This window comes from Kitasatospora sp. NBC_00240 (genome assembly GCF_026342405.1).
Taxonomy (GTDB): Bacteria; Actinomycetota; Actinomycetes; order Streptomycetales; family Streptomycetaceae; genus Kitasatospora.
In genome coordinates this window covers 9163284-9177307 of the sequence record NZ_JAPEMU010000001.1, presented here as the reverse complement: position 1 = coordinate 9177307, position 14024 = coordinate 9163284, and the positions used below count along the sequence as shown (strand labels likewise).

At 72.6% G+C, this 14024-nt stretch carries 11 protein-coding genes and 1 pseudogene; 7 read left to right on the top strand and 5 right to left on the bottom strand.

The window, feature by feature from the left end:
* Nucleotides 1-326: 326 nt before the first annotated feature.
* Nucleotides 327-532: pseudogene (locus OG689_RS38960) on the top strand (NADP-dependent oxidoreductase); the annotation flags it as partial.
* Nucleotides 533-597: 65 nt separating this feature from the next.
* Here the strand turns inward: OG689_RS38960 and OG689_RS38955 are convergent.
* A complete protein-coding gene (locus OG689_RS38955) occupies nt 598-1287 on the bottom strand; it encodes a 2-phosphosulfolactate phosphatase (RefSeq protein ID WP_266326451.1) in 690 nt (229 codons plus the stop codon).
* 222 nt (nt 1288-1509) lie between these two features.
* Between OG689_RS38955 and OG689_RS38950 the strand changes: the two genes are divergently transcribed.
* On the top strand, nt 1510-1698 hold the full coding sequence (locus tag OG689_RS38950) for a hypothetical protein (RefSeq protein WP_266326449.1): 189 nt from the start codon (nt 1510-1512) through the stop codon (nt 1696-1698).
* Between the two features lie 273 nt (nt 1699-1971).
* On the opposite strand, the gene OG689_RS38945 is transcribed toward OG689_RS38950, so the two are convergent.
* Nucleotides 1972-2496 (bottom strand): DUF1877 family protein, encoded by a 525-nt coding sequence (locus OG689_RS38945; RefSeq protein ID WP_266326447.1) that lies wholly within the window; start codon nt 2494-2496, stop codon nt 1972-1974.
* A gap of 201 nt (nt 2497-2697) precedes the next feature.
* Nucleotides 2698-2925, bottom strand: a complete 228-nt coding sequence (locus OG689_RS38940; protein WP_266326445.1) for a hypothetical protein — start codon at nt 2923-2925, stop codon at nt 2698-2700.
* Nucleotides 2926-3479: 554 nt separating this feature from the next.
* On the opposite strand from OG689_RS38940, the gene OG689_RS38935 reads away from it, so the two are divergent.
* From OG689_RS38935 to OG689_RS38925, 3 genes are all read left to right on the top strand, one after another.
* Nucleotides 3480-3653 carry a cold shock domain protein CspD gene (locus OG689_RS38935; protein WP_266326443.1) on the top strand — a complete coding sequence of 58 codons (174 nt, stop codon included), beginning with the start codon at nt 3480-3482 and terminating at the stop codon, nt 3651-3653.
* Nucleotides 3654-4473: 820 nt separating this feature from the next.
* Complete coding sequence (locus OG689_RS38930; protein ID WP_266326441.1) at nt 4474-7863, top strand: CARDB domain-containing protein; 3390 nt, start codon at nt 4474-4476, stop codon at nt 7861-7863.
* Nucleotides 7864-8361: 498 nt separating this feature from the next.
* On the top strand, nt 8362-8649 hold the full coding sequence (locus OG689_RS38925) for a hypothetical protein (RefSeq protein WP_266326439.1): 288 nt from the start codon (nt 8362-8364) through the stop codon (nt 8647-8649).
* Between the two features lie 36 nt (nt 8650-8685).
* On the opposite strand, the gene OG689_RS38920 is transcribed toward OG689_RS38925, so the two are convergent.
* The gene (locus OG689_RS38920) at nt 8686-9288 is read right to left on the bottom strand and encodes a hypothetical protein (protein WP_266326437.1); all 603 of its coding nucleotides are present in this window, start codon (nt 9286-9288) and stop codon (nt 8686-8688) included.
* Between the two features lie 348 nt (nt 9289-9636).
* On the opposite strand from OG689_RS38920, the gene OG689_RS38915 reads away from it, so the two are divergent.
* Nucleotides 9637-11760 carry a SpoIIE family protein phosphatase gene (locus OG689_RS38915; protein WP_266326435.1) on the top strand — a complete coding sequence of 708 codons (2124 nt, stop codon included), beginning with the start codon at nt 9637-9639 and terminating at the stop codon, nt 11758-11760.
* A gap of 73 nt (nt 11761-11833) precedes the next feature.
* On the opposite strand, the gene OG689_RS38910 is transcribed toward OG689_RS38915, so the two are convergent.
* A complete protein-coding gene (locus tag OG689_RS38910) occupies nt 11834-12763 on the bottom strand; it encodes an NADP-dependent oxidoreductase (protein WP_266327750.1) in 930 nt (309 codons plus the stop codon).
* Between the two features lie 111 nt (nt 12764-12874).
* Between OG689_RS38910 and OG689_RS38905 the strand changes: the two genes are divergently transcribed.
* Nucleotides 12875-13840, top strand: a complete 966-nt coding sequence (locus tag OG689_RS38905) for a helix-turn-helix domain-containing protein (RefSeq protein ID WP_266326433.1) — start codon at nt 12875-12877, stop codon at nt 13838-13840.
* The last annotated feature ends 184 nt before the right edge of the window (nt 13841-14024 follow it).

Here is a 14024-nt window from a genome sequence, read left to right as displayed (position 1 = left end):
CGAAGCCTGCGAAGGTCGACCACGGGGAATCCGCGCCTGCCTGGCCAGTTGCGGTCAGGTGCCGACGACTTGTGACGACAGCGGACCGACCGTCCGACGGCCGGGCGGACGGGCCGACCTGAGAGGTCGCCGGCTCCGCCCCGGACGGCCGCCTCGGCACCCCCCGCGCAACCGCTCGGCCCGGGGGGCCGTCTGACGGACCGATGAACGGCGGTCCCGACCAGGACCGGCTTGACATCGTCGTGCGGGTCGAGGGTTGGCGTCACCACACCCCGGCGGCGAACGCGCGCCGTGCCGCTGCCCAGAACCCGCCCGGGAGGCCGAACATGACCACTGCCCTGCCCCGAACCACCCGGGAGGTCCGACTCGCCTCCGTCCCGTCGGACTGCCGGAGCGGGAACACTTCGCCCTCGTCCGGACCGCGCTGCCCGAGCACGGGCCGGGCCAGGTACTGGTCAGAAACCGGTACTTCCTGGTCTTCCCCGGTCTGCGCACCCTGATCGGCGGGGAGGTGGGCAGCCTGCCGCTGCCGGCGCCGGCGCCGAGCGCCCCGCCGAGCAACGGGCCCCGGCCGGGGCGGTCACCGGGACGGATCCGCTACCCGCGCCCGTCCCCCGGCAGCGCAGGACGGAGAACCATCAGCGAGTCCTCCGAGGTCGCCACCATGCCGAACGGGAACCGGTCGAGCTCCAGACAGAGTGCGACATCGTCAGGATGGACCCCTTGCCGCACACCCTGGGCCAGTTCGTAGGCGGCGCGCGACTCGCCGGCGCGGCGGAGGAACTCGGCCGGATCCGTCCCGTCCCCGGTGGCCCTGCGAGCGATGTACTGGGCGCAGGCCAGGTCTTCGTCGGCCTGGCCGTCCTCGCCGGTGACCACGAACGTGACACTGTCGCACCCGCGTGCCCGCAGGAGCCCGGCCGTCGCCTCCGCCACCACGAAGCCGGCGCACAGCACCAGCGACGCCTCCCTGACCGCGAGGGCGCCGACCGTCCCGGCCGTGGTCTTCTGCACCACGGTCCGTCCGCCCAGGTCCAGGGAACGCAGCAGGCCGGGCGAGTTGACGGTGTCGAACCCGGGCGCGGACGGTCCGTCCTTGATCGCCACCCAGTCCGGGTGGCGGGCCTTGAGTACCAGGGCCTCGTCCAACGACCCGGCGAGAACGATCTTCTCCGCCCCCTGGGCGAAGGCCCAGGCAGCCACCGTGAAGGCCCGCATGACGTCGACCACGACCGCCACGGACGGGGTTTCGACCAGATCAGTGATACCGAGGAATCGAGCGTCCATCCGATCATGATCGCGCATGCCCGACCCGAGCGGCCCGGACCGTGATGCGCGTCATATCGACGGTCTCGGGATGCCACGCCGCCGACTCGGCCTCGCCGAGGCCGAGGCCGAGGCCGTTCACGGCCCTCGACCGCGCACCCGGCAGCGCACGCGGCGACGCACGCGCGGCACCGGCCGGGCGGCCTCAGCGATCTCTGGACGCCGCTGCGCCTCGATGATCTGATGGCCGACCACACGACCGTGCTGGGCATCCGCACCGACGATCTCGCCGCCTTGACCGGCCTCGATCTGCCCGCTGGGACCCGGCCACCGTCCCGTACCACTGTCGACCTGACCGGACTCGTCGGGGACGTCCGACGCCTGACCTACGACCAGGTGCAGCGGGTGTGCGAGAGCGCGAAGACACGGTGAACCGGGCGGGGCGCAGCCGACCGGCATGCAGGACGGTCTCGGTTCGGAGGCACGGCCGGTACGGGACGGGCGGATCCGGGTTCTCGGACGCTCACCGGTTCCTCGTCACCGGTGACGCGCGGGGCCTTGGGCCGGTCCTGCATGCGGGGCCTGATGTCCTCCGTCACGGGACGCAGACCCTGCGCGAGATCGTCCGGGATCGGCCCGCGCTCGTGCTTCCCTCCCACCCGCGACCGGTCCGAAGCAGTTGGGGGGCCTCCCGGATCCGGGCGGTCAGTCCCACCAGGAGACGACGGCGAGGCCACGCCGCGAGGCTTCGGCGTAGAACTCGCGAAGAGCGTCGAAGTGGCGTATCAGGTACGCGCCGGGCCCGTCGACGAGCCCTTCCGCACCGTGGCCGACCAACAGCCCTGCCGCACGACCGTCGGCCGGCAACGAACCCAGGCCGGCCTGAAAATCGATCTCTGCGAGCAGGCGGGCGACCCGGGTGACTGCCGACGGGTCGAGTGCGGTCGGCGACGGCCCGAAGGGCCCGATGGCGTGCGGGTGAGTGTCGAGGAACCCGACCTCCATCACCACGCCGCCGTCGGTGGCCTCCTCCAGGGCCGCGCGGTGCGGGTCGTCGACTCCGCCGATCTCGCACACCCGGGCCAGCATGGCCGGGGCCCAGTCCAGGTCGAGGCGGTCCGCAGCCGGCGGGTCCCATCGGTGATCACCGTCGGACGACGCCTCGGCGCGCGTCCGACAAGCGGCGAGGTAGTCCACGCCGACTCGGGCGAGTTGCTGGGTAACGGGCATGACCAGCAGTATCCCCGGTGGCGTCCACCTGTTTTGTCGCCGCCACCCGGCACAGGATCGGCGGGAGGGCCCGTTCACGCGTACGGTGACGCGGCGGGCCGGTGCGGCCGGTCCGCCGCGCTGCGAACGGCTTCAGGGGCGACAGGACCTGCGGCGGTCGGCCGGTGGACCCGAGCCCGCGTCCTGCGGAGTGCCCCGGGATCAGAGTTTGAACATCGCGGTGTAGGGCTGGGTGATGCGCTCCTGCCGGGTGCCGAAGTCGACGAGCACGGCGATGTCCCCGTCACCCTCCACTGCGATGGCCTGGCCGAGGCCGTACCGGTCATGGGTGACCCTGTCGCCCACGGCGAACCGCTTGCGCGGTGCCTCGGCGCGAGCTTTGAAGGGGCTGGCGGGCAGGGGGCGGCGGATTGCTGCTGAGTTCGTCATCGACTCCAGTATGGACCGGAAATTGCGAAGAGGGACCCCCCTGAAGCGATCGGGTTCGCCCGGGATCGGAATTCGAGAGGCGCCCTTTGTCGTTCCGACCGCCGGAGCCGGCTCCACACGCGTCTGTTCTGCGGGCGCCTGGCAGCACCTTGCGGGCGTCGCCGGGCGGCCGGTCCACGCACGCCACCCCCTCCCCCACCCGCGGGCGCCGTCCGGGGCGCAGCCCGACGGAGCGGCCTGCGGTCATGAACTCCCGCGAGACAAGGCCCTGTTGCCGATGCCCGCCGGAACGGGAGCCGCCGAACCGACGCGGAACCTCGATGACATCGAGACCAAACCGAACCACAGCCGCGACCTCCGGCCTGCTAAAGTCTTGGGAGCTGCAGTACTGGTTCCCATGACCTTTGTGTGCGCCTGCTGACGTTTCGCGGGCGTATTTTCATTTCCCGACTCTTCCCGGGTGTGCCCTCGTCGGGGCACTTGGAGTTCGCACGGCGCGACCTCCGAGCATCCCGTTGAAGGGCATTCTTTTTATGCCCCATGACACCCGGAAGTTGTTCGACACGGAAAAGGCTTTCGGCTTCGCCGGGCAGACCGCCGGCGACACCGACGCGGGCACCCACGCCCCCGGCATCACCACCAACGGGTTCCGCGAGCCGCTCGCGAGCCGGAACGTCGAGTCCGAGGCCGGCTCCGGGCCGGAGGGCGGGAGCACCCGTCCGCGGTAGGCCCTCCGCCACGGCACCGGGCTGACACCGAGGGCCCCTTCGGCCCCATCCGCCCCCACCGGCACTTCCGGCACCTCCGGCACCTCCGACGACCATGGTCGGCGTCGAGGAGCTCGCCCACCGCGCGGGCAGCCCGGCGCCCCGCCCTCGATGCCTGCGCGTCGGCGCCCACACGGCGGACCGCCGGCGGCGGCACCGCAACTCCGCGGGCCCCGGAAGCCCCCATGCCGGCGAAGGGCCCGCGCCGGATCCGTCCCTCGCTCGCACTGGCCCTGGGCGGCGCCCCGCAGCACCGCGGCCTCCGACGACAGGTCGTACGTCGGGCAGGACAGTGCGGCCGATGCCGGCCGTGGCGGCACACGGCCGGTGGCCGCGGCGCAACGCCGGTGGCCGCGACCAGGACCGCCGACCCCGACCGCCCACCCCGGCCCCCCACCCCGGCCGATGCCGCGAGCGCGGGCGCCGTGGTCCGGCAGTCGTCCGCCGCGCACCGCTCCGAGCTGCGCGGACACCGCCGCCAACTGGGCTGTCGCGTCAGAGCCGTTGACAAAGTGAGCACTTGATAGAAACCTGTCACCCTGACAGCGCAAATGATTGACCAAGAAGCGCAAAAGACTTCCACTCATGCTGTCGTTCTCCGCCGAGCCGTCTCGGGCGGCAGGCGGGACCTCTCCCCCACCCTGTCCGACCGACGCACCGGAACGCGCGCCCTCACCCGGCGCCCCAGGCCGCCCAGAACACCGGCGGCCCGCAGGGCGATCCGCCGGTGACGGGTGCCGCGTCCTGGTGCCCGGGACACGAACAAGAGGACTCGAACACGATGAGATGGAAACACCGGGGCCGACGACTGACAGTCGCCACCGTGGTCGCCGGCCTGGTCGTCGTCGGACTGACCCCCCTGACCGCCGCCCACGCCGCGGACGGCCCCAACCTCGCGCTCGGCAAGCCCGCCACCGCCAGCGGCGCCAACGGCAGTTATCCGGCCGGCAACGTCACCGACGGCAGTCAGGCCTCCTACTGGGAGAGCTCCTCCGGGACGTTCCCGCAGTGGGTCCAGGTCGACCTGGGCAGCAGCGTCAGCGTCGACGAGGTGGCGCTGAAGCTCCCGTCGTCCTGGGGCACCCGGACCGAGACGCTGAGCGTCCTCGGCAGCACCAACGGAACGACCTTCACCACGCTGGCCGCCTCCGCCGGGCGGGTGTTCGACCCGTCCGGCGCGAACACCGTCGGCATCACCTTCCCGGCCGCCGCCGCTCGCTACGTGCGGGTGCAGGTGACCGGGAACACCGGGTGGAACGCCGGGCAGATCTCCGAGCTGGAGGTCTACGGCGATGCCGGCAGCGGCCCGGTCGATCCGCCGGTCAACGGCTCTAACCTGGCACGCAACAAGCCGATCGAGGCCTCGTCGACGACCCAGAGCTACACCGCCGCCAACGCCGACGACGACAACACCTCCACCTACTGGGAGTCGTCCGGGTTCCCCTCGACCCTGACGGTGAAGCTCGGCTCCAACGCCGACGTCGAGGCCGTGGTGGTCAAGCTCAACCCCGACGCCGCGTGGGGGGCCAGGACGCAGGCCGTCCAGGTCGAGGGCCGGGAACAGTCGGCGACCACCTTCGCACCGCTGCGCGCGCGGGCCGACTACGCCTTCAGTCCGGCCGGCCAGAACACCGTGACGATCCCGGTGACCGGCCGCTACGCCGACGTCCGGCTCACGTTCTTCTCCAACACCGGCGCCCCCGGTGCGCAGGTCGCCGAACTCCAGGTGATCGGGGCCGCGGCTCCCAACCCGGATCTCACCGTGACCGACCTCGCCTGGTCGCCCACCGCCCCGACCGAGTCGGACAACGTCACCGTCAACGCGACGGTGCGCAACGCCGGGACCGCCGCCTCCCCGGCGACGACCGTCAACGTCAGCCTCGAAGGCGTCGTGGCCGGTTCGGCCCCGGTGGGTTCGCTCGCCGCCGGCGCCTCGTCGACCGTGGCGGTCGCCGTCGGCAGGCGTCCGATGGGCAGCTACACCGTCGCCGCGGTGGTCGACCCGACCGACACCGTCGCCGAGCAGGACAACTCCAACAACAGCCGGACGGGCTCCGCGAAACTCGCGGTCGCCCAGAGCCCCGGCCCCGACCTGACGGTCACCGGCATCACCAGCAACCCGGCCTCCCCGGCCGTGGGGGCGGCCGTCGGCTTCACCGTCGCGGTGCAGAACCGCGGCACCACCGCCGTCCCCGCCGGCACGGTCACCCGCCTGGTCGCGGGCTCCACCACGCTGAACGGGACGACGGGCGCCATCGCCGCCGGCGCGACCGCCCAGGTGCCGATCACCGGTACCTGGACCGCCACCAGCGGGGGCGCCACGCTCACCGCCACGGCGGACGCGGCCGGTACCGTCGCCGAGACCAACGAGAACAACAACGTGTTCGCCCGCTCGGTCGTGGTCGGCCGCGGCGCCGCCCTGCCGTACACCGAGTACGAGGCGGAGGACGCCCAGTACAACGGCGTCCTGCTGCAGTCGGACCAGAAGCGGACCTTCAGCCACACCAACTTCGCCACCGAGTCCTCCGGCCGACGGTCGGTGCAGCTCAACTCCCAGGGCCAGTACGTGGAGTTCACCTCCGCGAACGCCGCGAACTCGATCGTCGTACGCAACTCGATCCCGGACGCGGCGGGCGGTGGCGGCGCCGAGGCGACGATCAGCCTCTACATCGACGGCACCTTCAGCCGGAAGCTGACGCTGTCCTCCAAGTACAGCTGGCTGTACGGCAGCACCGACAGCCCCGAGGGGCTGACCAACACCCCCGGCGGCGACGCGCGGCGCCTGTTCGACGAGTCCAACGCGCTGCTGCCGCAGTCGTACCCGCCGGGCACGAAGTTCCGCCTCCAGCGGGACGCCGGTGACAGCGCCGCCTACTACATCATCGACCTGGTCGACCTGGAGCAGGTGGCCCCGGCCCTCACCCAGCCGGCCGGCTGCACCTCGATCACCGCCTACGGCGCCGTGCCCAACGACGGCATCGACGACACCGACGCCATCCAGCGGGCGGTCACGGCCGACCAGAAGGGCGAGATCGGCTGTGTCTGGATCCCCGCCGGCCAGTGGCGGCAGGAGCAGAAGATCCTCACCGACGACCCGCTGAACCGCGGCCAGTTCAACCAGGTCGGCATCAGCAACGTGACGATCCGCGGCGCGGGCATGTGGCACACCCAGCTCTACACGCTGACGGCTCCGCAGGACGCCCACGGCATCAACCACCCGCACGAGGGCAACTTCGGCTTCGACATCGACGACAACACCCAGATCTCCGACATCGCGATCTTCGGGTCGGGGACGATCCGCGGCGGTGACGGCAATGCCGAGGGCGGCGTCGGCCTCAACGGCCGGTTCGGCAAGAACACCAAGATCAACAACGTCTGGATCGAGCACGCCAACGTCGCTGTCTGGGTCGGCCGCGACTACGACAACATCCCCGCACTGTGGGGCCCGGCCGACGGCCTCGAGTTCAGCGGCATGCGCATCCGCAACACCTACGCCGACGGCATCAACTTCGCCGACGGCACCCGCAACTCGACCGTCTTCAACTCCTCCTTCCGCAACACCGGCGACGACGCGCTCGCCGTCTGGTCCAGCAAGTACGTGAAGGACCAGTCGGTCGACATCGGCCACGACAACCACTTCCGCAACAACACGATCCAGCTGCCGTGGCGCGCCAACGGCATCGCGGTGTACGGCGGTTACGGCAACACCATCGAGAACAACATCATCTCCGACACGATGAACTACCCGGGTATCATGCTGGCGACGGACCACGACCCGCTGCCCTTCTCCGGGCAGACGCTCATCGCCAACAACGCCCTGTACCGCACGGGCGGTGCCTTCTGGGGCGAGCAGCAGGAGTTCGGGGCCATCACCCTGTTCGCCGCCTCGCAGGACATCCCGGGCGTCACCATCCGCGACACCGACATCTACGACTCCACCTACGACGGCATCCAGTTCAAGACCGGCGGCGGCGCGTTGCCGAACGTCCAGGTCAGCAACGTCCGGATCGACAAGTCCGTCAACGGCTCGGGCATCCTCGCCCACGGCGGGGCGCGCGGCTCGGCGACGCTGAGCAACGTCACCATCACCAACTCGGCCCAGGGCAACGTCCTGATCGAGCCCGGCTCGCAGTTCGTCATCAACGGGACCGCGAACACCCCGGCCCCGTAGCGGCCCCGTCCGCAGCGCCTGCAACACCTGCAGCACCCTGAAGTGAACGAGGGCCTCCGGCCGTGGGATCAGTACCCGCGGCCGGCGGCCCTCCGCGCTGCGGCGGTCCGAACAGGTTCACCGAGCCGTCCGGCCGCCGGCGTCGGAGCCGGCTCGGACCGACCGGTTCCGCGCCGGAGCCGGCTCGGACCGACCGGTTCCGCGCCGGAGCCGGCTCGGACCGACCGGTTCGGCCCGCAGGAACGAGGCGACGGCGGCGGACCAGGGCCACGGTCGGCCCATCGACCCGTAACCATGACGAGCGCGGCCCGGTTGGCACGGCATGACCAACGACGAGCCCGATCGGCACACCACGCTCAGCTCCCGCCGAGCGACCCGTACCGCGCCCGCCCACGCGGGCGGGCCTCGCGAGCACGAGCGGTGGCCGGTGCCGGGCCGGGCGCGCTGATGGCGAACGACCTGGTGGGCGGACAGCGCGAATCACGGGAGAATCACCCGGTGAGCAACCCCGGCAACAACACCTCCCGGCCCGGACAACGCGGCCTGACCGCCCTCATCCCCCAGCGCCCCGACGAGTCCAGCCCCGGCCGGCGCGCCGCGGCCCAGATGCTGGCGCTGCGCGAGGTCACCCTGCCCGCCGCCGTCGTCGCGGCCGCCGCCGAACTCCTGGCCGAGAAGCTCGACCACGAGAGCGACCCCGTCACCCGCGAAGCCACCGCCGCCGTACTCGCCCGTCTCCATCACGCCGTCGACCAGGTCAACCCCCTGCCGGAGTACCGTCGTTGAACGACGCCGCCGGGGCGGCCCGCTCGTGTGCCCGGTTCACCGGTGGACCGGGCAGTCCACCGGCCGGAACGGCTTCGAGGAGGCCCGCACCGGCTCCAGGGCCGCCTCCCAGTCGTCGCCCCGGCGACTCAGCACGACCAGCCGGTTCGTCCCCGCGGCCCGGTCGCGGCGGTAGGCGGCCAAGGCCTGCGCCTCCGGGCCCGCCAGTTCGGCGGTCACCTCCTCGACGAGGCAGACCGGGCAGCCGGCCGTCACCATCACGGCGTCCCGTCGAACTGCGTCCCGCCAGACGCCGTCCAGCATCACGGCGCCGCCCGGCGCCACGGCCAGCGTCAACTGCTGCCGCCCGCCGTCACTGCGGCAATCCGTCAGGAGTTCTGCCTTCACCTCGGCCGAATCCGTGTGCGGCATCCGGCTGTTCAGACGTGCGGCAAGGAGGAAGTCCCCCGCCGTCACCGTCAGGAGCACGACAGCCGGCCAGAGCAGCCATCCGGGCCCGGGGCCGAACCCCCGCCACAGGCCGAGCCCGCCGAACACCAGCGCCAGCAACAACGGCCCCGGCGTCGGCCCCCGCCGCACCAGCGCCCGCAACAGCAGCGCGACCAGCCCGACGGCCACCACGATGTCAAGGACGCCCATCACTCCCCCATCACCTCCGGCGCCCCGACGGGCCACCCCCACCCGTATCGTGCCAGCCGGACCACCGCCAGGACAGGGGTGCTGCACGACCGAGGGCTGCCGGCGCCACGACCTGGCGGGCCGGGGCTCCGCAAAGGTCCGGGCCCCGGCCGACCCGGACGGCAGGGCAAAGGTCCGGGCCCGGCCGACCCGGACGGCAGGCCCCGGGCGGTCGGCGGCCGGGCCCGCACCGCGGGCCGGACCGGCGCGCGAGGACCGTGTCACCGTCCGCCACCGGCGCGCGCCGACCCCGCGTGAAGTGTTCAATGAGAACAGGAGCGCCCTCGATCCTGCCGGAGTGAGACACGAGTGAGCGACAACGACCCGGAAGAACCCGTCGCGGCAGCGGACTTCCCCACGGCGGTTCTGGTACTCGACGCGGTCGGCAAGGTGTTGACGTGCACACGTTCTGCCGCGGCCCTGCTGGGTGCTCCTGAGACGATCGGCGGCCCCGGCGCCGAGCAGCTCGACGCGGAACTGCTCTTCGAGGACCCCGACCTGTGGGCCCGCCTCGTGGCCGGAGCCGTGGGCGGCGCCCGGCGCAGCGCCCGTGCCCGACTCCTGCGGCTGGACGGCGGACGCCTGGAGGCCGACGTCGACATCATCACCCTGCTGGAGGGCTCGTCGGCGCGGGTCCTGCTGCGCCTGCGCCCCGCCGATCCGGACCACCCCGTACCGGTCGCCGTGGCCGGTGACCTCCGCCGGGCCCCGCCGCTGCCCCCGGCGGACCAGCGCGCCGCCGAGCGGTTGGCGCTGCTCAACGCGGCCGCCGCGGAGATCGGCAGCTCCCTCGACATGGCACGCGACGCCGAGCAGCTGGCGGACGTACTCGTCCCCGCGTTCGCCGACCTCGTGGCCGTCGATCTCACCGAACCCGTGCTGCGCGGCGAGGAGCCGGGAGAGTTGGTGACCGGAGCGCCGATGCGACGCGTCGCCGTCCGGGCCGCCGACGGGCGGTGGCCGCCGGGAAGCTACTCCGTGGGCGACACCATCCGGCTGCAGAGCATCGAGAGCGTGCACCTGCGCGGGGGCTCGGCGGTCTTTCTCCCCGACCTGCGCGAGCTGCGCGCGGTGCTGGCGGGTGAGGAGGAGCGCGTCCGGCTGATCCTTCCCCCACAAGCCGCCTCCCTGATGATGGTTCCGCTGCAGGCCCGCGGCTCGGTGCTCGGTGCCCTGGTCCTGTGGCGCACCGCGGAGCGCCGCCCCTTCGACCAGGAGGACGCCGTCCTCGCCGAGGAGATCGGTTCCCGGGCTTCCCTCAGCATGGAGAACGCCCGCCGGTACACCCGCGAGCGCCGTACCGCGGAGGCCCTGCAGCGCAGTCTCCTGCCGAGGCCCGTCATGGACGTCACCGGGGCCGAGACCTCCGGTGCCTACGTGCCCGCCAGCACGACGACGGCGGCCGTCGGCGGCGGAGGCTGGTTCGACGTCATCCAACTTCCCTCGACCCGACTGGCGTTCGTCATGGGCACAGTGGCCGGACACGGCGTCAGCGCCACGGCCGCGATGGGGCGTCTGCGCTCGGCCGTGCAGACCCTGGCCGATCTCGACCTCAGTCCGGACGAACTGCTGGCGCACCTCGACGACCTCGTGGTGCGCTTCATCGAGGACGACGACCGCCAGCAACCCGACGCGGACGCGCCGAGCGCGCTGACCGGCGCCACCTGTCTCTACGCCACCTACGACCCGGTGTCCCGGACCTGCGTGCTGGCCGGCGCCGGCCACCCGCCGCCGGTGCTGGCCACCAGAGGACACAGCGGAACCGGCATCGGTAGGTACCACCCGGGTCCGGTCCTGGGCACCGGCGGGCATCCGTTCGCACCGGTCGAACTGCGCCTGGAAGCCGGTGACGTACTGGCCCTGTACGGCGGAGCGCTCGCCAAGGACACCGACCGCTCGGAGCGGCAGCTGGCGGTGGTCAGGGCGGGCGTGCGGGACGGCGCCGACAGCGGGCGGCCGGTCACCGAGATCGGACGCGGCATCCTGGGCACCCTGTTGAACGAGCCACCGGACGACGACCTGGCACTGCTCGTGGTCCGGGTCAAGGAGGTGTCCGCCGACGACACCGCCGTCTGGGAGCTGCCCGCCGACCCGTCCCTCGTCGCGCGGGCCCGCGGGCTCGTGGCGAGCCGGCTGACCGCCTGGGGACTGGAGGATCTCGTCTTCACCACCGAGCTGATCGTCAGCGAGCTGGTCACGAACTCGGTCCGGTACGCGGGCGGTCCGGTCGGCCTGCGGCTGATCAGGGATCGCGTGCTGATCTGCGAGGTCTCCGACCCGAGCCAGACGCAGCCGCATCTGCGCCGGGCGCAGCTCACCGATGAGGGCGGCCGCGGCCTGTTCCTCGTGGCGCAGCTCACCCATCGCTGGGGCAGCCGGTACACGGCGGCCGGCAAGACCATCTGGACCGAACAGCTCCTGGGGAGCGGTTGAGCCGCCGGGCTCGAAGCAGGGCCGGGAGCGCCGGCCCCGCGCCTCGATGCTCGCGAACGCCTGACCGTAGGGGTCAGACGACGGCGAGCACGAGCTTGCCGGCGGTCCGCCCGGTGTCGAGCATCTCGTGGGCCTTGGCGGCCAGTTCCAGCGGCAGCACGGTGTCCACCACCGGCCGCAGTCGGCCGGCCTCGACCAGGGCGGCCAGCCCGAGCAGCCCGGCCCGGTCCGCCTCGACCGCCATGAAGGCGGCCCGAATGCCGAGCGGGCGGGCCTGCTCGGCCAGGTACGCCTCCGCCGGTGAGGCCAGCGAGACCAGGTGACCGCCCGCCCGCAGCACCCGCAGCGAGCGGGGGCCGTAGTCGCCGCCGATGGGGTCGATCACCACGTCCACCGGACCGACCGCCGTCTCGAACTCGACAGCCGTGTAGTCGATCAGCTCGTCCGCGCCGAGACCGCGCAGGAAGTCGTGCTTGGCCGCCCGGGCGGTACCGATCACGTGGGCGCCGCGCGCCTTGGCGATCTGCACCGCAAGGTGGCCGACCCCGCCGGCGGCGGCGTGGATCAGCACCCGCTGCCCGGGCCGCACGTCGGCGGTGTCCACCAGCGCCTGCCAGGCGGTCATCCCGGTCAGCGCCAGCGCGGCGGCCTCGGTGTGGTCGAGCCCGACGGGCTTGCGGATCAAATGCCGGGCAGGCGAGGTGACGTACTCGGCGTACGTCCCGGCGGGCAGCGGGTGGCGCGGCATTCCGAACACCTCGTCGCCCGGGGCGAGCGTGGTGACGCCCAGGCCGACCGCCTCGACCACGCCCGAGACGTCCCAGCCGAGCCGCACCACCTTGCCGGCCAGCCCGCCGCTCCCCCGGTGCCAGGAGTCGGTCGGATTCACCCCGGCCGCGTGCACCCGCACCAGCACCTCGGCGACGCCGGGCTCCGGGCGCTCCACCTCCACGACCTTCAGTACCTCGGGGCCGCCGAAACCGTCCTGGCCGATCGCACGCATCGTCATCTCCTGTGTCCTCCGGCGGCCGCACCGGCCGCGTGACGACAAGGTTTCCGGATCGGACCGGCCCGAACGAGTGGCAAGACTGCCGATATCGACAAGAATCTTGCCATGCACCGTGTCGTGGTCCTGGCTCTGGAAGGCGTCTACCCCTTCGAACTGAGCATCCCCGTACGGATCTTCGGCACCGCCGAGGGTGCGGACGGCAAACCGCTGTACGAGGTGGTCACCTGCAGCCTGGACGGCGGCCCGGTCACCACCGACGCCGACTTCACCGTCAACGTGCCGCACGGCAGCGAGGCACTGGCGACCGCCGACACCCTGATCATCCCCCCTTTCACCTGCGGCCCGGACGGCCCCCGGGACTGGCTGCCCGACGACCTGGCGGCGGCACTGGCCCTACTGCCCCCACAGGCCCGGATCGTGTCGATCTGCACCGCCTCGTACGTACTCGCCGCCGCCGGCCTGCTGGACGGCCGCCGGGCCACCACGCACTGGAACGAGGCCGCACACTTCCAGCGGACCTTCCCGCAGATCGAGGTGGACGCCGACGTGCTGTTCATCGACGACGGCCAGGTGCTGACGTCGGCCGGCGTCGGCGCCGGGCTGGACCTCTGCCTGCACCTGGTCCGGCGCGACCACGGCAGCGAGATCGCCAACCGGGTCGCCCGGCTGTGCGTGGTGCCGCCGTGGCGGGAGGGCGGGCAGGCCCAGTACATCGAACGCCCGCTGCCCGAACCCGATGCCGCGACCACCGCCGCCACCCGGGTCTGGGCCCTGGGTCAGCTCCACCGTCCGCTCCCGCTGGCCGAGTTGGCCGAGCACGCCCGGATGAGCGTGCGCACCTTCTGCCGCCGGTTCGTCGAGGAGGTCGGCCTGCCCCCCGGCCAGTGGCTCACCCAGCGCCGGGTGGACCGGGCCCGCCGCCTGCTGGAGACGACCGACCTGCCCATCGACCAGGTCGCCACCGAATCGGGCTTCGGCACCGCCGTCTCGCTCCGCCAGAACCTGGCCGGCACCGTCGGGGTCTCCCCCACCGCGTACCGCACCGCGTTCCGCTCCCGACCCGGCGTCTGACGCTCGGACCGGGAACGTCTACCGGCCTGGCGGCGGCGGGGACTTCGCCGTCCGGACGGCCACCCCGCCCGACCCCAGACGGCCACCCCCGCCCGACCAAGCACGGCCGGCCGGCCGGCCCAAGAAGAGCAGCGCACCCATCGGGCCCGCTACCGACCGCTGCTTGATCTACGAGGTCGGTCCC